The 19,619-nt window shown below is 65.6% G+C and carries 19 protein-coding genes; 8 read left to right on the top strand and 11 right to left on the bottom strand.

The window, feature by feature from the left end; all coding sequences use genetic code 11:
- Positions 1-7 precede the first annotated feature (7 nt).
- The 7 genes from J2X67_RS21570 to J2X67_RS21540 all read left to right on the top strand — a co-directional run bounded on the left by J2X67_RS21570 (position 8) and on the right by J2X67_RS21540 (position 6,622).
- Complete coding sequence (locus J2X67_RS21570) at positions 8-982, top strand: tripartite tricarboxylate transporter substrate-binding protein (RefSeq protein ID WP_309956325.1); 975 nt, start codon at positions 8-10, stop codon at positions 980-982.
- Between the two features lie 135 nt (positions 983-1,117).
- A complete protein-coding gene (locus J2X67_RS21565; RefSeq protein ID WP_309956323.1) occupies positions 1,118-2,077 on the top strand; it encodes a TauD/TfdA family dioxygenase in 960 nt (319 codons plus the stop codon).
- A 20-nt stretch (positions 2,078-2,097) separates the two neighbouring features.
- On the top strand, positions 2,098-3,459 hold the full coding sequence (locus J2X67_RS21560; protein ID WP_281150471.1) for an ABC transporter substrate-binding protein: 1,362 nt from the start codon (positions 2,098-2,100) through the stop codon (positions 3,457-3,459).
- Positions 3,460-3,470: 11 nt separating this feature from the next.
- The gene (locus tag J2X67_RS21555) at positions 3,471-4,379 is read left to right on the top strand and encodes a sugar ABC transporter permease (RefSeq protein ID WP_309956321.1); all 909 of its coding nucleotides are present in this window, start codon (positions 3,471-3,473) and stop codon (positions 4,377-4,379) included.
- A complete protein-coding gene (locus tag J2X67_RS21550) occupies positions 4,366-5,274 on the top strand; it encodes a carbohydrate ABC transporter permease (protein WP_309956319.1) in 909 nt (302 codons plus the stop codon). The genes J2X67_RS21555 and J2X67_RS21550 overlap by 14 nt, the downstream gene beginning before the upstream one ends.
- A gap of 38 nt (positions 5,275-5,312) precedes the next feature.
- On the top strand, positions 5,313-6,380 hold the full coding sequence (locus tag J2X67_RS21545) for a sn-glycerol-3-phosphate ABC transporter ATP-binding protein UgpC (RefSeq protein ID WP_309956317.1): 1,068 nt from the start codon (positions 5,313-5,315) through the stop codon (positions 6,378-6,380).
- Positions 6,381-6,415: 35 nt separating this feature from the next.
- Positions 6,416-6,622: a dodecin gene (locus J2X67_RS21540; protein WP_157613471.1), complete on the top strand. Its 207-nt coding sequence runs from the start codon at positions 6,416-6,418 to the stop codon at positions 6,620-6,622.
- On the opposite strand, the gene J2X67_RS21535 is transcribed toward J2X67_RS21540, so the two are convergent.
- Complete coding sequence (locus tag J2X67_RS21535; RefSeq protein WP_309956313.1) at positions 6,623-7,372, bottom strand: TerC family protein; 750 nt, start codon at positions 7,370-7,372, stop codon at positions 6,623-6,625.
- 172 nt (positions 7,373-7,544) lie between these two features.
- Between J2X67_RS21535 and J2X67_RS21530 the strand changes: the two genes are divergently transcribed.
- Positions 7,545-9,311: a tannase/feruloyl esterase family alpha/beta hydrolase gene (locus J2X67_RS21530; protein WP_309956311.1), complete on the top strand. Its 1,767-nt coding sequence runs from the start codon at positions 7,545-7,547 to the stop codon at positions 9,309-9,311.
- A 9-nt stretch (positions 9,312-9,320) separates the two neighbouring features.
- Here J2X67_RS21530 and fba read toward each other — a convergent pair whose 3' ends face one another.
- The 10 genes from fba to J2X67_RS21480 are packed head-to-tail and all read right to left on the bottom strand — an operon-like array spanning position 9,321 to position 19,614.
- On the bottom strand, positions 9,321-10,334 hold the full coding sequence (gene fba, locus J2X67_RS21525; protein ID WP_309956309.1) for a class II fructose-bisphosphate aldolase: 1,014 nt from the start codon (positions 10,332-10,334) through the stop codon (positions 9,321-9,323).
- 40 nt (positions 10,335-10,374) lie between these two features.
- Entirely contained in the window at positions 10,375-12,408 is a 2,034-nt protein-coding gene (gene tkt / locus J2X67_RS21520; protein WP_309956307.1) for a transketolase, read from the bottom strand.
- A gap of 52 nt (positions 12,409-12,460) precedes the next feature.
- On the bottom strand, positions 12,461-13,339 hold the full coding sequence (locus J2X67_RS21515; protein WP_309956305.1) for a phosphoribulokinase: 879 nt from the start codon (positions 13,337-13,339) through the stop codon (positions 12,461-12,463).
- Between the two features lie 50 nt (positions 13,340-13,389).
- Positions 13,390-14,463, bottom strand: a complete 1,074-nt coding sequence (locus J2X67_RS21510) for a class 1 fructose-bisphosphatase (RefSeq protein ID WP_309956304.1) — start codon at positions 14,461-14,463, stop codon at positions 13,390-13,392.
- Between the two features lie 20 nt (positions 14,464-14,483).
- Entirely contained in the window at positions 14,484-15,212 is a 729-nt protein-coding gene (locus J2X67_RS21505) for an HAD-IA family hydrolase (protein WP_309956302.1), read from the bottom strand.
- A complete protein-coding gene (gene rpe / locus J2X67_RS21500) occupies positions 15,209-15,934 on the bottom strand; it encodes a ribulose-phosphate 3-epimerase (protein ID WP_309956300.1) in 726 nt (241 codons plus the stop codon). Before rpe ends, J2X67_RS21505 begins: the two co-directional genes overlap by 4 nt.
- 1 nt (position 15,935) lies before the next feature.
- Positions 15,936-16,739, bottom strand: a complete 804-nt coding sequence (locus J2X67_RS21495) for an HAD-IA family hydrolase (protein ID WP_309956298.1) — start codon at positions 16,737-16,739, stop codon at positions 15,936-15,938.
- Complete coding sequence (cbbX, locus tag J2X67_RS21490; protein WP_309956296.1) at positions 16,736-17,665, bottom strand: CbbX protein; 930 nt, start codon at positions 17,663-17,665, stop codon at positions 16,736-16,738. Before cbbX ends, J2X67_RS21495 begins: the two co-directional genes overlap by 4 nt.
- Positions 17,666-17,701: 36 nt before the next feature.
- Positions 17,702-18,121 (bottom strand): ribulose bisphosphate carboxylase small subunit, encoded by a 420-nt coding sequence (locus J2X67_RS21485; RefSeq protein WP_281150456.1) that lies wholly within the window; start codon positions 18,119-18,121, stop codon positions 17,702-17,704.
- A 35-nt stretch (positions 18,122-18,156) separates the two neighbouring features.
- A complete protein-coding gene (locus tag J2X67_RS21480) occupies positions 18,157-19,614 on the bottom strand; it encodes a form I ribulose bisphosphate carboxylase large subunit (protein ID WP_309956605.1) in 1,458 nt (485 codons plus the stop codon).
- Positions 19,615-19,619: the final 5 nt, after the last annotated feature.

Raw genomic sequence — 19,619 nt, 5'->3', positions numbered from 1 at the left:
GACTTTGATGAAAAAACTGTTCGCCCTTGCGGCGCTGGCCCTTGCCATGGGCGCGCATGCGCAAGACTTTCCCGCTGGAAAACCGGTGACCATCGTCGTGCCCTTTGCAGCCGGCGGCCCGACCGACCGCGTGGCGCGCGACCTGGCCGAAGCACTGCGCAAGCCCCTCGGCGGCGTGAGCGTGATCATCGACAACGTGCCCGGCGCGGGCAGTTCCATCGGCGCGGCCAAGGTGGCGCGCGCCAGGCCCGACGGCTACACCCTGCTGCTCAACCACATCGCAATGGCCACCGTGCCAACGCTGGTGCGCAACCTGCCGTTCAAGGTGGAGAGCGACTTCGAGTACCTGGGCATCGTCAACGACGTGCCTATGACGCTCATCTCCAAGCCCTCCATCGAGGCCGGCAACTACAGGGAATTGACTGCCTGGATTGCGGCCAACAAGGGCAAGATCAACATCGGCAACGCGGGCGTGGGCTCGGCCTCGCACCTGTGCGGCCTGCTCTACCAAAGCGCTACCAAGACCGATATGACACCCGTGCCCTACAAGGGCACCGCGCCGGCCATTACCGATTTGATCGGCGGGCAGATCGATCTGTTGTGCGACCAGACCACCAACACCTCGCCGCAGATCGAGGCGAAGAAGGTCAAGGCCTACGCGGTCACTACGCCCAAGCGGCTGACAACGCCGCTGCTGAAAGACCTGCCCACGCTGGACGAGTCGGGCCTGAAGAACTTCCAGGTCACCATCTGGCACGGCCTGTATGCCCCCAAGGGCACGCCGGCACCGGTGCTGAAAAAGCTCAACGAGGCCATGAAGGCCGCATTGCGCGACGCCGACTTCATCAAGCGCGAAGAAGCGCTGGGCGCGGTGGTGGCGGTCGATGGACGCATCGAACCCGAAGGCCACAGGAAGTTCGTTGCGGACGAAATCGCCAAGTGGACGCCCATCATCAAGGCGGCCGGTGTGTACGCGGACTGATCGAGGCCCGGCGCGCCAAAGAAGATTCGCGCATGTCGAAACAACGATTCCTTCGTTTGCCCTTGCGGCACGTGACCACAGAATCTGCGGCTTCCGGCAGTGCCGGGCCACGTCACGAACGAACAGGAGTCTCCGATGAGCGACAGCGCGCCCCCTTCTTCCATCGACACCAGCTTTGGCGATCTTCGAATTCGGCGCGTAGCTGGCCACATCGGGGGCGAGGTGCAGAACCTGAAGCTTTCGGCCGGCCTGTCCCAGGAAGAAATCGAGCAGGTCAATGCCGCGCTCGTGAAGCACAAGGTGCTGTTCTTCCGCGGGCAAGACCACCTGGACGACGCTGAGCACCAGGCCTTCGGCGCGCGCTTCGGCCGCACCGTGGCGCACCCCACGGTGCCCTCGCCCACGGGCACCAAGCTGTTCGAGCTCGACGCGTCCAAGGGCGGCGGACGTGCCGATTCTTGGCACACCGACGTGACCTTCGTCGATGCCTTTCCCAAGATTTCCATCTTGCGGGGCGTAAAGATCCCCGCCTACGGCGGCGACACCGTGTGGGCCAACACCGCCGTGGCCTACGAGCGCCTCCCTGCCCACCTCAAGCAGCTGGCCGACCAGCTCTGGGCCGTGCACAGCAACGACTACGACTATGGCGCCGACCGCGTGCAGGTAGAAGAAGAGCGCCTGCGCCACCACCGCAACGTGTTTGTCTCTGCGGTGTACGAGGCCGAGCACCCGGTGGTGCACGTGCACCCGGTGTCGGGCGAGCGAGCGCTGCTGCTCGGGCACTTCGTGAAAAAACTGGTGGGCCTTTCGAGCACCGAATCGGCGCGCATCTTCGAGCTGCTGCAAAACCGCGTGATCCGCCTGGAGAACACAGTGCGCTGGAGCTGGCGGCAAAACGACGTGGCGATCTGGGACAACCGCGCCACGCAGCACTTTGCAATCAACGACTACGGCAACCAGCCGCGCCTGGTGCGGCGCGTCACGGTGCACGGCGAATCCGCGGTGGCCATCGACGGCCAGCGCAGCCGCACGCGCAGCCGGCCCGAGGCCACGAACGATGCGCGCATCGACGAAGTCATTTCCGCCTCCGCCTGATACCGCAGCCCGCACCGACCATGACGCACCCCACCCCCTTCGGCCTGCACCGGCGCAGCCTGCTCAAGACCTCGGCCGCGCTCGGCGCCGCATCGCTTCTTCCCGGCCTCCCGGGCCTCGCCGCCGCGCAGGGCGGCGCTAAAAAGTTTGCCGGCGTCACCCTGAACGTATCGACCTTCAGCGCAACCTACCCCAAGCTGCTGCAGCAGTGGCTGCCCGAGTTCGAGGCGCTCACGGGCGCCAAGGTGAACTTCGACGCGCCCTCTTTCCCGGTCTACAACCAGCGTGTCGACCTCGAGCTTTCCACGCGCGGTTCGGCCTACGACGTGGTCAACGTCACCTTCATCTATTCGAGCCGCTGGATCAACTCCGGCTGGCTTACGCCGCTGGACGACTACATCCGCAATCCCAACCTCACCAGCGCCGATTGGGACCTGAACGACTTCCTGCCCGGCGCGCGTGCGCCCGAAACGGGCAAGGACGGCAAGCTCTACGGCATTCCCTGGACTGCCGAGGCACTGCTCACCGCATCGTCGCGCTTCGACCTGCTGGAGAAAGCCGGCCTGGCCTTTCCCGACACCACCGACGATCTGGTGAAGGTGCTGCGCGCCGTCCACAAGAAAGAGCGCGTCGCCGGCTTCGTGGCTGACAACCACTACGGCTGGACCTTTGTTCCCTACCTGCACGCGTTCGGCGGCGACGTGTTCCGCAAGGCCCCCGACGACCTGTTTCCAACGCTCGACACGCCCGAGGCCATCGCCGCCGGCGAGTACTACGCCAACCTGCTGCGCGAGTTCGGGCCCGATGGCGCCATTACCTACCAGCCCGACCAGGTCACGCAGGCGCTGAAGCTGGGCCGGGTCAACTTTACAGACGCCGGGCAGCTGCACCTGGCGCAACTGGGCGACCCGGCCACCAGCAAGACATTGAAGACCGTCAGGTTCGGCCAGGTTCCGAAGGGGCCTGCCGGCCGCTTTCCGGGCACCGCCGTGCACGGGCTCGGCATTCCGGCGGGCTCGAAGAACAAGGAGGCCGCCTGGGCGTTCATCCAGTGGGCGCTCAGCAAGCAGACCACACGCAAGGCTGTGGCCGCGGGCTATGGTTCGCCCGCGCGCCGCTCGGACATAGACTCTGCCGAGTTCCGCCAGAAGCAGGTCATCAACGGAAGCGACCTGGCCAAGCTCTCGCTCGACGCCATCGAGCTGGCATCGAAGACCGGCCACATGAAGTACCGCACGGTGTCGGTGTATCCGCAGATCGACCAGCAGCTCAACAAGGCGATCGAGCTCATCGCGAGTGGGCAGCTCTCGGCAAAGCAGGCGTTCCAGCAGGCGCAGGCCAACTCCATCGCCGAACTCAAACGCGCCGGCCAGAAGCTGTGAGGCGCTGAACCATGGCCTCCGTGCTCTTCGCGCCGGGCTGGCAGGCCGAACAGCGGCGCGCCTTCCTGCTGGGGTTATCTCCGTCGCTGGCGGTGCTGCTGGTCATTACGCTGGTACCGGCCGCGGCGCTGCTGGTGGCAAGCTTTACGCCGCTCAGCCTTACCGATCCCGCAGCAACCTTCCGCTTCGACGACCCGCTGGCCAACTACCGGCAGCTGCTGCATGACACCCGCTTTCTCGGCTCCATGGCGGTGCAGTTCAAGCTCTCGGCCTCGAGCGTGGCGCTGCAGCTGCTGGCAGGCCTTGGGCTTGCGCTGCTCCTGAACGGAAAGTCGCGCGTGCTGGAGGGCGCGCGCACGCTCTTTCTCGTTCCGATGGTGCTGCCGCCAATCGTTGTGGCGCTGATCTGGAAGATCATGTACACGCCCGACGTGAGCCCGGTTCACCGCGTGCTGGAGCACCTTGGGTGGCCGGTGCGCTCGCTCATTGCCAATCCGGAGACAGCGCTGTGGGCGATCTCGCTGGCCGATACCTGGCAGTGGTTTCCTTTCACCATGCTGATGGTGCTCGCCTCGTTGCAGATGATTCCCGACGAGCCGCTGGAGGCCGCGCGGCTCGAGGGCGCCAACCGCTGGCAGTTGCTCCTCTACATCGTGTTTCCCTACATCCGGCCTGTGCTGGTGGTCTGCGGCCTCTTCAGGCTCATCGACAGCTTCAAGGCTTTTCCACTCATCTACGTGCTGACCAACGGAGGGCCGGGCAACGTGACCGAGGTCACCAACTACTACGGGTTCATCCAGGCTTTCAACTTTTCGTACTGGGGCTACGCCAGCGCCATTGCCACCGTCATGCTGGTGGGTGTGTTCGTGCTGAGTTGGCTGGTGGGCAAACTGGGGTGGAGCGACCATGAACAGCGTTAGCCGCGCGCTCGACGCCGCCAACCTGGCCGGCGCGCATGAAGAAGGCGCCGGACTCGGAGGCCTCGGCGCCGCCCCGCGCCAGGGCCTGCCATGGTGGCGGGCGCACGGCCGCTCGCTCACCGTTGCCGTGCTGGTGCTGCTCGTGCTGTCGCCGTTTCTCTGGCTGGTGCAGCTCGCTTTCAAGCCGTCGGCGGATATCTTCGACGACAGCCTGCTCTTCGTGCCCACGCTGGAGGGCTTTGCAAGCCTTCTGCAGGGCAACTTCCTCAAGTCGTTCGGCAACAGCCTGCTGGTGAGCACGCTCTCTACCGGCTTCTCGCTGCTGATAGGCGTGCCCGCGGCGTATGCGCTTACGCGCTGGAAGTTCAGGGGCCGCGACCGCATCGCGCTGTGGATTCTCGTCACGCGCATGGCGCCGCCGATTGCCTTCACCATTCCGTTCTTCCTGGCCTACCAGTATCTCGGCCTGCAGGACACGGTGATCGGCCTTGCCATCGTGTACCTCACCTTCAACCTTGCCATCGTGATCTGGCTCATGCAGACCTTCTTCGAGGCGGTGCCCGCATCGCTCGAAGAAGCCGCATGGATAGACGGCTGCGGCGTGTGGCAGGCGTTCTGGCGGGTGGCGCTGCCGCTCACTGCACCGGGCCTTGCAGCCACCGCGGTGATGTGCTTCATCTTCTCGTGGAACGACTTTTTCTACGCGCTGATTCTCACGCGCACCAACGCCATCACGGCGCCCGTCGCCATCGTCAACTTCTTGCAGTACGAAGGCTGGGAGTGGACCAAGATCGCCGCGAGCGGCACGCTGGTGATGTTCCCGGTGATCGTCTTCACGGTGCTGGTGCGCAGGTACCTGGTGCGCGGCCTCACCGCCGGCGGCGTCAAGGACTGACGCGCGCATTTGCGAACAACAAGACACATACAACACCCATGGCCTCCATCACCATTCGCAAGCTCTTCAAGCAGTTCGGCGCCACGCAGGTGATCCGCGGCATCGACATCGATATTCGCGACGGCGAATTCGTGGCGCTGGTGGGGCCTTCAGGCTGCGGCAAGTCGACGCTGCTGCGCGTGATTGCCGGGCTGGAAGCGGCCGATGGCGGCGACATTCTTCTGGGCGACCGGCGCATCAACGACACCGCACCGCGCGACCGCGACGTGGCGATGGTGTTCCAGAACTATGCCCTCTACCCGCACATGACGGTGGCACAGAACCTGGGCTTCGGCCTGCAGATCAAGGGTGTTGCCAAGGACCAGATCGCGCGGCGCGTGCAGCAGGCGGCCGACACTCTGGGCCTGGGCGAGTTGCTGCAGCGGCACCCGCGCCAGCTCTCGGGCGGCCAGCGGCAGCGCGTGGCCATGGGCCGGGCCATCGTGCGGCAGCCGCAGGCCTTCCTGTTCGACGAGCCGCTGTCGAACCTCGACGCCAAGCTGCGCGTGCAGATGCGCACCGAGATCAAGGCGCTGCACCAGCGGCTGGGCACCACCACGGTGTACGTCACGCACGACCAGGTCGAGGCGATGACCATGGCGGACCGCATCGTGGTGCTGAAGGAAGGACGGGTCGAACAAGTCGGCGAGCCGCTGGCGCTGTACGACCGGCCGCGCAATGCATTCGTGGCCGGCTTTATCGGCTCGCCCGCAATGAACTTCATTCCGGGCCGGCTGCAACTGGAGGGCGCACCGCACGTGCTTACGGACGACGGCCTGCGCCTGCCGCTGGCCAGCGCATCGGGCGGCACGCACGGCGACCGCGTGCTCTACGGCACGCGGCCCGAAAACTTCACCATCGACGCGGGCCAGGGCCTGCCGGCCGACGTGGTTGTGGTGGAGCCGACGGGCTCCGAAACACAGGTTGCATTGCGCCTGGGCGGCCACCCCGTAATGGCCGCATTCAGGGACCGCATCGATGCGCGCCCCGGCGAACGCCTGCCGCTGTGGCCCGTGGCGGCAAAGGCGCATCTTTTCGATGCGGCGGGCGGACAGCGGCTCAACTGACTACGATGTGCCCACCACTCACAAGGAGCACAGACATGTCGAATCACGTTTACAAGTCGCTGGAGCTCACTGGCTCGTCGCCCGTCAGCATCGAAGAAGCGGTGCAAACCGCCATTGCCAAGGCACACGAGACGGTGCGCAACATCCAGTGGTTCACCGTGACCGAAACGCGCGGCCACGTGGTGGACGGCAAGATCGCGCACTGGCAGGTCACGGTGAAGATCGGCTTCACGCTGGAGTAGTCAGTCGCCCGGAATGTGCGGCGGACGCAGCTCCACCGCCTTGGCCGCCTTCTTGCGCAGCCTGATGTTGAGCATTTCCACGGCCAGCGAGAAGGCCATTGCAAAGTACACGTAGCCCTTGGGCACATGGTGGCCGAAGCCCTCGGCAACAAGCACCACGCCCACCACCACCAGGAAGGCCAGCGCCAGCATCTTGATGGTGGGATGGTTCGACACGAAGCGCCCGATAGGGCCTGCGAACAGCATCATCAGGAACACGGACACGATCACGGCGGCAATCATTACCCGCACGTCGTCCACCATGCCCACGGCGGTAATGATCGAGTCGAGCGAGAACACCAGGTCGATGATCATGATCTGCAGGATGACCGCCGCAAAGGTGGCCTTGACCGCGCTCGACTTCTGCTCGTGCCCGCCCTCCAGCGACTGGTGAACCTCGCTCGTGCTCTTCCATATCAGGAACAGGCCGCCCAGGATCAGGATCAGGTCGCGGCCCGAAATGCCCTTGTCGAGCACCGTGAAGATCGGGTTCACCAGCCCCACGATCCATGCCAGCACCAGCAGCAGCCCGATGCGCATGAACATGGCCATGAACAGCCCCACCCGCCGTGCGAACTCGCGCTTTTCGGGCGGCAGCTTGTCGACCAATATCGAGATGAAGATGATGTTGTCGATGCCCAGCACCAACTCGAGCGCAGTCAGGGTGGCAAAGGCAATCCAGACCTGGGGATCCGTCAGGAGTTCAAGCATCGGGTTCTTTCGCTGCGGCAGTGCCGCCATGAAGGTTTGGGATGTGCTGGAAGTCTGCCATGCCGCAAGCCGCAAGGGTTTGCCCTATTTTTTAGTTATCAAACAAAACTATATTGATTACTTGAAATAACCTTATCAACGCGCCGGGCCGCCCCGGCTGAAGGAGACAGCCATGGTTGAAACCGTGTTCTCTTCGTTCCGCCTTTCATGGGCGGCTCTTGCCGCGGCATCTTTGCTGGCGGCTTGCGGCGGGGGTGGTGGTGGGGGCGGCGCAGGTGCCTTCCCGTTCGTTCCTTCAACGCCCTCCACCGGCGGCTCCGCACTGTCCGAAGCACGCCCAGGCACGCTGCAGTCGTGCACCGATCTTGCAAGCAAGGCGGCATTCGGCAGCACCGTGTACACCAGCGTGACTTCCGTGCCCGCAGGCACGCTCACCGTGGCCGGCGTGGCCACGCCCACGCCGGAGCACTGCCTTGTGCAGGGCCAGATGAACCAGCGCACCAGCAGCGTCGACGGCAAGGCCTACGCCATCGGCTTCGAGATGCGGCTGCCGGTCAACTGGAACGGCCGGTTCTTCTACCAGGCCAACGGCGGGCTCGACGGCAATGTGGTGCGGGCGACGGGAGGTGTCGGCGGCGGCGCACCCACCACCACCGCACTGCACATGGGCTTTGCAGTCATCAGTTCGGACGCGGGCCATTCGGGCGCGCAGATCCCAACCTTCGGCATCGATCCGCAGGCGCGGCTCGACTATGGCTACAACGCGGTCGCCCAGCTCACGCCCATGGCCAAGAACCTGATTGCGAAGGCCTACGGCCGCGCACCCGATCGCTCGTATTTCGGAGGCTGCTCCAACGGCGGGCGCCACGCCATGGTGGCCGCCGCGCGGTTTGCCAGCCAGTACGACGGCATCCTTGCGGGCAACCCCGGCTTCAACCTGCCGAAGGCCGCGGTGGCCCAGCTGTACGGCGTGCAGCAATACGCCCGGGTTACCACCGCCAACACGCCGGCCGGCAAGCCGGACCTGCAGACCGCCTTTACCCCGGCAGAGATGAGCACCGTGGCCAACGCGGTGCTTGCACGGTGCGATGCCCTCGACGGCGCAACGGACGGAATCGTCACGGACGTGCAGATGTGCAAGCAGGCCTTCGATCTTGCTGCCGACGTGCCCACATGCGCAGCAACGCGCAATGGCAGTTGCCTCACGGCGACGCAGAAAGACGTGCTCGGCAACATCTTTGCCGGCGCACGCAACGCCGCCGGCGCCGCACTCTACAGCGGCTTTCCGTTCGATGCAGGCATCAAGGGTGCCGACTGGCGGCAATGGAAATTCTCCAATTCGCAGAACCTCGATACGGCCGCGGTGGGCTTCGTCTTCAGCAGCCCGCCGCTCGGGCCGAGCCGCCCACCCGGCATCGATTTCGCGCTCGGGTTCAGCATGGACACCGATGCGCCGAGCATCTTCGCTACCACCGCGCTCTATACCGAATCGTCGATCTCCTTCATGACGCCGCCCAACCCCACCAACCTGTCGGTGCTTCGTGACCGCGGCAGCAAGCTCATGGTCTACCACGGCACCAGCGATGCGGTGTTCTCGTCGGACGACACCACGCGCTGGTACGAGCAGCTGCGTGCGGCCAACGGAGGCGATGCGTCGGGCTTTGCGCGCTTCTTCCCGGTTCCCGGCATGAACCATTGCGGCGGCGGCCCGTCCACCGACCAGTTCGACATGCTCACGCCCCTGGTGGCATGGGTCGAACACGGCAGGGCTCCGGCCGCCGTTGTCGCCAATGCGCGCGGCGCGGGCGCCAACGTGGTCAATGCCGAACTGCCCGCCAACTGGTCGCCCACGCGCACCCGGCCGCTGTGCCCCTACCCCAAGGTTGCGGCCTACATGGGCGGCAGCCTCGAGTCGGCTTCGAGCTTCGTCTGCCGGTAGCAGGCAACGCTACAGCGCCGCCGGCTTGATCCTGCCCGCCATGCCGGCGGTACCGAAAGCCTGGAACCGGTCGATGCACAGGTCGCGCGCCGCCGCGGTCGCCTCCTTCAGGAACTTGCGCGGATCGAACTCGCTGCGGTCGCTGCCCATGGCCCGGCGCATGGCGCCCGTCATGGCCAGCCGTATGTCGGTGTCGATGTTCACCTTGCGCACGCCATGCCGAATGCCTTCCTGTATTTCTTCCACCGGCACGCCATAGGTTTCCTTGATCTCGCCGCCGTATTCGCGGATCACGGCCAGCCATTCCTGCGGCACGGAAGAAGAGCCGTGCATCACGAGGTGCGTCTTCGGAATGCGTGCGTGAATGTCCTTGATGCGGTCGATGGCAAGAATGTCGCCGGTCGGCTTGCGGCTGAACTTGTAGGCGCCGTGCGAGGTGCCGATGGCAATGGCCAGTGCATCCACGCCGGTGCGCGAGACGAAGTCGGCCGCCTGCTGCGGATCGGTCAGCAGCTGGTCGTGCGAGAGCACGCCTTCGGCGCCGCTGCCGTCTTCCTCGCCCGCCATGCCCGACTCCAGCGAACCGAGGCAGCCCAGCTCGCCCTCTACCGAGACGCCGACCGCATGCGCCATTTCGACGACCCGGCGGGTCACGCCCACGTTGTAGTCGTAGCTTGCGGGGGTCTTGGCGTCTTCCATCAGCGAGCCGTCCATCATCACGCTGGTAAAGCCCGAGCGAATGGCCTGCATGCACATCGAAGGGCTGGCGCCGTGGTCCTGGTGCATCACCACGGGGATACCGGGGTACATCTCTACCGCCGCCTCGACCATCTTGCGCAGGAAGGGCTCGCCGGCATATTTGCGCGCACCCGCCGAGGCCTGCAGGATGACCGGGCTGTCGGTCTTCTGTGCGGCCTGCATGATGGCCTGGATCTGCTCCAGGTTGTTGACGTTGAACGCCGGCACGCCGTACTGGTGCTCGGCCGCGTGGTCGAGCAACTGACGCAGCGAAATCATGGCCATGGAAAGCTCCTGTGGATGTATTGAATGCAAATGGATGAAGTCAGCGGCGGCCGTCCTGCAGCGCCTCGGCGCCCAGCAGGCGGCGCGCGCGCTCGGCAACCACTTCCGCGGTCAGGCCGAACAGCTTGAACAGTTCACCGGCGGGCGCCGATTCGCCGAAGCGGTCGAGCCCGACCACGTCGCCGTATTCGCCGACGAACTTCCACCAAAGGCCGGTGCTGCCCGCCTCCACCGCCAGGCGCGGCAGGTGGCGCGGAATGACGGCGTGGCGCCACGCCGCGTCCTGGCGCTCGAACACGTCCATGCACGGCACGGAGACCACGCGGGCTTCGATGCCCTCCTTCGCCAGCAGTGCCGCGGCCGCCAGTGCAACGCCGACTTCGGAGCCGCTTGCCAGCAGCGCCACGCTTTCGGCCTCCGGGCGCCGCAGCACATAGGCGCCGCGCGCAATCGATTCGATGCGGGCGCCCTCTTCACCCGCATGCGGCAACGCCTGGCGCGTGAGCAGCAGGCAGCTCGGCCCGTCCATGCGGCGCAGCGACTCCCGCCAGGCCACCGCGGTTTCGGTGGCATCCGCAGGCCGCCAGACATCCACATCGGGAATCAGCCGCAGGCTGGATGCATGTTCCACCGGCTGGTGCGTCGGCCCGTCTTCGCCGAGACCGATGGAGTCGTGCGTGAAGACGTAGATGACCGGCAGCTTCATCAGCGCCGACATTCGCACGCCGTTGCGCGCGTAGTCGGAAAAGGTCAAGAAGGTGCCGCCGAACGGACGAAAGCCGCCATGCAGCGCAAGCCCGTTCATGATGGCCGCCATGCCGAACTCGCGCACGCCGTAGTGCACGTGGTTGCCTGTGCCTGTGCCCTTGAGCGCGCGATGACCCTTCCAGTCCGTGAGGTTCGATCCGGTCAAGTCGGCCGAACCACCGATGAGCTCCGGCATGGCGGGGCCGACCTCGTCGAGCACCTGCTGCGAGGCCTTGCGCGTGGCGACCGATGCCTTGCGCTGCTCCGCCCCGGCAGCGGCCGAAGCCAATGCATCTTCAACCTGAGCGGTGAGCGGCGCATCGGTGCGGTGGCGCCGTAGCAGCTCACGCGCCAGCACCGGGTGCTCGTGCGCGTAGGCCGCAAAGCGCTCTTGCCACGCCTGGTGCAGTGCCGCGCCCTTTTCGCGCGCTGACCAGGCCTGGGCGATGGTCAGCGGTACTTCGAAGGGCGCAGCGCTCCAGCCGAGTGCTTCCCGCGTCAGCGCTATTTCTGCATCGCCCAACGCCTCGCCATGCGCCTTGGCCGTGCCCGCGCGGTTCGGCGACCCCTGCCCGATGCGCGTCTTGCAGCACACCAGCACGGGCCGGTCCGCTTCGAGCGCCTTTGCAATGGCAGCATCGAGTGCCTCGGCGTCATGGCCGTCGACGTTGCGCAACACCGTCCAGCCGTAGGCTTCGAAGCGGCCCGGGGTGTCGTCGCTGAACCAGCCGCCGACTTCGCCATCGATCGAGATGCCGTTGTCGTCATAGAAGGCCACCAGCTTGCTGAGCCGCCATGTGCCCGCAAGCGAGCATGCCTCGTGGCTGATGCCTTCCATCAGGCAGCCGTCGCCCAGGAACACATAGGTGCGGTGGTCGATCACCTCGTGCCCGGGCCGGTTGAATTCTTCAGCCAGCAGCTTCTCGGCCAGCGCCATGCCCACTGCGTTGCTGATGCCCTGCCCCAACGGCCCCGTCGTGGTTTCCACGCCGGGCGTCAGGCCAAACTCCGGATGTCCCGGCGTGCGCGAATGCAACTGCCGAAAGCGCCGGAGCTCATCCATCGGCAGCGCATAGCCGCTCAGGTGCAGCAGCGCATAGAGCAGCATCGAGCCGTGGCCGTTGGAAACGACGAAGCGGTCGCGGTTCATCCAGCGCGGATCGGCCGGGTCGTGCCGCAGCCGGTGACGCCACAGCGCCTCTGCGATGTCGGCCATGCCCATCGGCATGCCGGGGTGGCCGGAGTTGGCAGCTTGCACGGCGTCCATGGCCAGCGCGCGAATGGCGTTGGCGCATTGCGTGCGCAAGGCAAGGTCTTCAATCGTCATGCCGAAAATCCTGGTGAGAGTTTTGTGCGGTGTGCAGGGAATGTGCGGCGTGTCAGATCGCATAGGCCTTCTTGCGGCGCTCCATCAGGCGCAGGATCATCGGCGTGAAGATCAGCTGCATGGCCAGTTCCATCTTGCCGCCCGGCACCACCAGCGTGTTGGCGCGCGACATGAACGAGTCGTGCAGCATGCTCAGCAGGTACGGAAAGTCGAAGCCGGCAGGGTTGGCGAAGCGGATCACCACCAGGCTTTCGTCCGGGCTTGGAATGGTTCGCGCAATGAACGGGTCGGAGGTGTCGACCACCGGCACGCGCTGAAAGTTGATGTGCGTGCGCGTGAACTGCGGGCAGATGTAGTGCACGTATTCGTTCATGCGCCGAAGAATCACGTCGGTCACCGCCTCGGTCGAATAGCCGCGCGTGTTCTTGTCGCGGTGCAGCTTCTGGATCCACTCCAGGTTGATCACCGGCACCACACCGATCAGCAGGTCCACATGGCGCGCAATGTCGACCTTCTCCGTCGTCACGCCGCCGTGCAGGCCTTCGTAGAACAGCAACTCGCTGGCGGGCAGCGTTTCCCACTCGGTAAAGGTGCCGGGCTCCTGCTTGAAGGGCGCTGCCTCCTGTGCGTCGTGCAGGTACTTGCGGCTGCGGCCGGCGCCGCATTCGCCGTAGTCGCGAAACAGCGCTTCCAGTTCGGCGAACAGGTTCGCATCTTCGCCAAAGTGGCTGAAGTTGCGGTTGCCCGCGGCCTCGGCTTCGGACATGGCCAGCTTCATCGAATTACGGTCGTAGCGGTGAAAGCTGTCGCCTTCCACAATGGCCGCCTTGACGCTCTCGCGCCTGAAAATATTCTCGAAGGTTCGCGTAACGGACGTGGTGCCCGCACCGGACGATCCGGTAATGGCAACGATGGGATGTTTGGCTGACATGGTGGCCTTGGAGAGATGAAAAATCTGTAGTGCAACTGCCCGGCAACCGCTCAGGCGGCGGTTGCAAAGAGGCCGCGCTTGCCGAAGAGCGGCGCCTGGTAGGTGTCCTGCGGGTTTTCGCTGTGGTAGGCCTCCACGCGCGCCACCTCTTCGGACGAGCCGAAGACGAAGCCGATGCGCTGGTGAATCGACTCGGGCTCCACCGCCATCAGCCGCCGCCGTCCGGTGCTGGCCATGCCGCCGGCCTGCTCGATCAGGAACGAGATCGGGTTGGCCTCGTACAGCAGCCTCAGCCGCCCGTCGCGGCCAGACTCCTTGCTGTCGCGCGGGTACATGAAAACGCCGCCGCGCATCAGGATGCGATGCGTCTCGGCCACCAGCGAGGCGATCCACCGCATGTTGAAGTCGATGCCGCGCGGCCCCTCCTTGCCGGCCAGGCACTCATCGACATAGCGCTTTACCGCCGGCTCCCAGAAGCGGCTGTTCGACGCATTGATTGCAAACTCGCTGGTCTGCCTCGGAATGCTCAGGTTCGGGTGGCTCAGCACCCATTCGCCAAGTTGCGGGTCGAGCGTGAACGCATGCGTGCCGTTGCCCAGCGTGAGCACCAGCATGGTCGAAGGCCCGTAGATCGCATAGCCGGCGCCCACTTGTTCCGTACCCGGCTGCAGAAAGTCTTCGGGCTTTGCATCGGCGTCGAGCGTTGGCGCACGCAGTATCGAGAAGATGCTGCCCACGGCCACGTTCACATCGATGTTCGACGAACCATCGAGCGGATCGAACAGCAGCAGGTACTTGCCGCGCGGATACTGCTGCGGCGGCAGGTAGGGCTCTTCCATCTCTTCCGACACCATGCCCGCCACGTGGCCGCCCCACTCGTTGGCGCGCAGGAACATATCGTTGCTCAGCACGTCGAGCGTCTTCTGTTCTTCACCCTGCACGTTCTGCGTGCGGGCGCTGCCCAGCACGTCGCCCAGCGCACCGAGCGCCACCTTGCGCGAGATTGCCTTGCAGGCCAACGAGACATCGGTGATGAGCGCATTGAGCGCGCCGGTGGCACCGGGATGGCGGCGGCGCTCCTCGATGATGTATTGGGTCAGCGTGGCCTTGCCTGCAATGGGCATGATCGTCTCCTGTTGGATTTTCAAACTCTGGTCGTTGCGGTCGTCGTCGTTTCTGCATCGCGGCGCGCGGGGCGCGACTCGCGCACCGTCAACAGCAGCTGCTGCGGCGTGGCCACGCGCCAGGCTGGCGCCGCACCGGCAGCGGCCGCATGGCCGCCATAGCCCCATGCCACCAGCGCGGCCGGACAACCCGCCGCATGCGCGGCCAGCAGGTCGGCCGGTCCGTCGCCCACCATCAGCAGGCGCGCGGGTTCCACACCCAGCTGCCGCGCCGCGGCCTGCAACAGGAATGGCGCGGGCTTGCGCTGCGCCGCTGCGTCGGCGCCATAAACCCCCGCCATCGCCGGCAGCAGACCCGCTGCATCCAGCACGGCGCGTGCCAGCGGCGTCGGCTTGTTGGTTACCGCCACCATCGGCAGCGCGCGGCGCAGGCCGTCGACCAACTCGGCGATGCCTTCGAACACGCCGCCGAACTGCAGCGGCGCGGCCAGCGTGACGGCATCGAACGCGCGGCGCAGCCGCAGGCGCAGTGCCTCGTCGCCCGGCACGCCCTGCCGGCGCAAGGCCTGCACGATGAGCGCATCGGGTCCGTCGCCGATCCACGCGCGCACGGTGTCGAGGTCGAAGCGGGCCAGGCCTTCCTGTTGGAGCGCGACGTTCAGCGCCTCGCGAATGTCGGGTGCACTGTCGACCAGGGTGCCGTCCAGGTCGAAGGCGATGGCATCGATGCCGCGCAGGTCTTTCGTCATGCGGGACACCCTTCCACGGCATGCCGCCCCTGCAGCGCCCGGGTGCGGATGGCGTCGATGGCTTCGCGGTAGCGGCCGCCGCTGAAAACCGCCGAGCCCGCCACCAGCGTGTCGGCACCCGCCGCGCCAATGCGCGCCGCGTTGCCCGGCTTCACGCCGCCGTCGACCTCCAGCCAGATATCGCGCCCGGTCGCATCGATGCGGCGGCGCACGGCCTCGATCTTCGGCAGCACGCTCTCGATGAAGCTCTGCCCGCCGAAGCCGGGGTTGACCGACATCAGCAGCACCAGGTCGAGTTGGTCCAGCACATGGTCGAGCACCTGGAGCGGCGTCGCAGGGTTGAGCACCAACCCCGCCTTGCATCCGCTGGCCGTAATGAGCCGGATCGTGCGGTCGATGTGCTCGCTGGCCTCGGGGTGAAAAGAGATGATCGAGGCGCCCGCCTCCGCGAACATGGGGATCAGCGCATCCACCGGCTTGACCATCAGGTGCACGTCTATCGGCACCGTCGCGTAGGGCTTGATGGCCTCGCACACCAGCGGGCCGATTGTCAGATTCGGTACATAGTGGTTGTCCATGACGTCGAAATGGATCAGGTCGGCGCCGGCCTCGATCACCGCCGATACCTCTTCGCCGAGCCGCGCGAAGTTGGCGGACAGCAGGCTGGGCGCAATGCGCATGGCCTCGCCGGCCCGGGGTGCGGCGGTTTTCAGGTTCTGCATATCAACATCCCTCCCGGTAAAGGGCCTGCACGGCGTTGAGCTGCGGCGCCGTGCAACTCATTGCCAACAGTTCCTCGATTCCCAGCCACGGCGCGCGCTGGAGCCGGCCGCCGGGTTCCCCGGGCAGCGGATCGGTGGTGTCTCCCAGCCCGGACAGCACCAGCCCGGCACCGCGAAAGTCGCTGCCCTCGGTCCAGAAGGTGGGCGTGACCAGCGTCCAAAGACCGGCCCCCAGGGCGGACCGAAGGCCGTTGGGCGAGTCTTCTATGGCAATGGCTCGCTCGGGCGGCACGCCCAGTGTTTCGAGCGCCAGCAGGTAGATGTCGGAGGCCGGCTTCTTTGCGCGCACCTGGTCGCCGCAGGCAATCACGTCGAACATCGTGAGGCCGCGAGGCCCCAGCGTGGCCTGCAGCAGCGCATCGATGTTGACGGCGGTGGTGGTGCTGGCAATGGCCAGGCGCAAGCCGGCGTTCTGCGCCTCTTCGAGAAAGCGCAGCACCCCGGGGCGCAGCGCTATGCCTCCGCGCCGGGCAATGTCGGTGTAGTGCTGCGTCTTGGCGGCATGGATCTCGGGCACGCGCTCGTGCAGGCGCTTCTTGTCCGCCGTACCCAGGGGCAGCGAATCGATGTAGGCCTTCATGCGTTCCTTGCCGCCCGTTACCGCAAGCAGCGAGCGGTACTCGGCCTGCTCCCAGTGCCAGCCAAGCCCCAGCTGGTCGAACGCGAGGTTGAAGGCCATGCGATGCACTTCCTCGGTGTCGGCCAGGGTGCCGTCCACGTCGAATACAAGGGCTTCGATGCTCATTTGCTTGCTCCTTCTGCCGACGTCGAATCTGCCGGCGGGTTGAAGACGCGGCTGGCCAGGATGTCTTGCGCCTCCAGCGTGCAAAGCTGCTCGCGCGTCAGGGCGTTCTCGCTACCGAAGAGGCGCGTGGCGTGGCGCAGCCGGATGCGGTCGAGCGCATTGCGGATCGACCGCGCATTGGCAAAATGCGGCTGGCTGCGCCGAAGGCTCACATACCGCCCGAAGGTGGACACCGCGCCGCTGTCGAAGCTGTAGTTCAGCCGCCCGAGCATGAGCTGCGCAATCTGCATCAGCTCGGCTTCGCTGTAGTCCGGAAAGTCGATGTGGTGCGCAATGCGCGAAGCCATGCCCGGGTTGCTGCTGAAGAAGGTCTCCATGCGGTCCTTGTAGCCCGCAAGAATCACCACCAGGTCGTCGCGCTGGTTCTCCATCACCTGCAGCAATATCTCGATCGACTCCTGCCCGTAGTCGCGCTCGTTCTCGGGCCGGTACAGGTAGTAGGCCTCGTCGATGAACAGCACGCCGCCCATCGCCTTCTTGATCACTTCCTTTGTCTTGGGCGCCGTGTGGCCAATGAACTGTCCCACCAGGTCGTCGCGCGTTACCGCCACCAGGTGGCCCTTGCGCACGTAGCCCAGCTGTTTGAGCACCTCGGCCATGCGCATGGCCACCGTGGTCTTGCCGGTGCCCGGGTTGCCGGTAAAGGACATGTGCAGCGAAGGCGGCTGCGACTGCAGCCCCTGCTCCTGGCGCAGCTTGTCGATCAGCAGCAGCGCCGCAATGTCGCGAATGCGGCCCTTTACCGGCGCCAGGCCGATCAGCTCTGCATCGAGCTGGTCGAGCAGCGCCTTCACGCCCGAAGACTCGAAGAGCTGCCTGGGCGCGGTGGCAACGGCCGGCGCTGTCGGGGTTTGGGTGGCATCCATGCGTGGCTCCGGCGGTGCGTGTGCGGCGGCTTGCGCTCAGTACCGGCTGCCTTCGGGCCGCGCCTGCGCCGCGTAGCTTTCCATGCTGTAGCGGATGGTGCGGCCCGGCTCTTCGGTGCGAATGAGGCGAAAGCCCGGTTCATTCGAAGGCCGGTTGACAATGAACGACATCACGACCGACTCGGTGCCGTGCGTCGAGTCGAACGCCGTCACGCGGATGTACTGCTGCGGAAAAGTCTTGCGGCAGGATGCAAGCTCGAGCATGACGCCGGCCGCATCCTTGATGTCGAACATCGGGTTGCCGAACATCTCCCAGAAGGTGTTGCGCGGGTGCGGGTCGTCGGTGTACTCGAGGCCGATGGCCCAGCCTTTGTCCAGGCAATACTCGACCTGGCGGCTGATCTGCTCGTTGCTCAGGTCGGGCAAAAAGGAAAAAGTGCCTTGTGTGATTCGCATGTCGGTTGCTCCAGGAAAAAAGGTGAACGGGCCGGTCAGGCCATCGACGGCGTGGGCACGTAGTCGGACGTGTCGGTGGAGGCGTAGTTGAAGGAGATCTCGCCCCAGGTGTCGAGCGCGGCCGCCAGCGGCGTGCACCACTTGGCCGCATCGCGCAATATTTGCGGCCCTTCGTTGGCAATGTCGCGCCCTTCGTTGCGGGCCAGCACCATGGCTTCGAGCGCCACCCGGTTGGCCGTGGCCCCGGCCTGGATGCCCTGCGGATGGCCGATGGTTCCGCCGCCGAACTGCAGCACCACGTCGTCGCCGAACAGGTCGAGCAGCTGGTGCATCTGGCCCGCATGAATGCCGCCCGAAGCCACCGGCATCACCTTGCGCAGTGCGCCCCAGTCCTGGTCGAAGTAGATGCCGCGCGGCAGGTCGACCTTGGTGTGCGTGTCGCGGCACACGTTGTAGTAGCCCTGCACGGTCATCGGGTCGCCCTCGAGCTTGCCCACTGCCGTGCCCGCATGGATGTGGTCCACGCCTGCAAGGCGCATCCACTTGGCAATCACGCGAAAGCTCACGCCGTGGTTCTTCTGGCGCGTGTAGGTGCCGTGGCCCGCGCGGTGCAGGTGCAGGATCATGTCGTTCTGCCTGCACCAGTTGCTCATCGACTGGATGGCCGTGTAGCCGACCACCAGGTCGATCATCACGATCACCGAGCCGAGTTCCTTGGCAAACTGGGCGCGGCGGTACATCTCTTCCATGGTGCCGGCGGTGACGTTCAGGTAGCTGCCCTTCACCTCGCCGGTGGCGGCGCTGGCCTTGTTGACCGCGTCCATCACGAAGAGAAAGCGGTCGCGCCAATGCATGAACGGCTGCGAGTTGATGTTCTCGTCGTCCTTCATGAAGTCGAGCCCGCCCCGCAGGCCCTCATACACCACGCGGCCGTAGTTGCGGCCCGAAAGCCCGAGCTTGGGCTTGGTGGTGGCTCCCAGCAGGGGCCGGCCGAACTTGTCGAGCCGTTCGCGCTCCACGACGATGCCGGTCGGCGGGCCGGCAAAGGTCTTGACGTAGGCCACCGGAAACTTCATGTCCTCCAGCCGCGCAGCCTTCAGCGGCTTGAAGCTGAAGACGTTGCCGATGATCGAAGCCGTCACGTTGGTGATGGAACCCTCTTCGAACAGCGAGAGGTCGTAGGCCACGTAGCAGAAATACTGGCCCGGGTTGTTGGGCACCGGCTCCACCTTGTAGGCCTTGGCACGGTACATGTCGCAGGCGGTGAGCCGGTCGGTCCACACCACCGTCCAGGTTGCGGTGGACGATTCGCCGGCCACCGCTGCGGCGGCTTCGATCGCGTCCACGCCGTCTTGCGGGGTGATGCGAAAGAGCGCCAGGATGTCGGTGTCCTTGGGCACGTAGTCGCCGTCCCAGTAGCCCATTTGCGCGTACTTCAGCACACCGGCCGAATAGCGCTTCTTGGCGTCGGTGATCTGGATTGCTTCGTTCATGTTGC

This window comes from Variovorax sp. 3319 (assembly GCF_031456585.1).
GTDB classification, from domain to species: domain Bacteria; phylum Pseudomonadota; class Gammaproteobacteria; order Burkholderiales; family Burkholderiaceae_C; genus Variovorax; species Variovorax paradoxus_P.
This window is presented reverse-complemented; position numbering and strand designations above follow the sequence as displayed.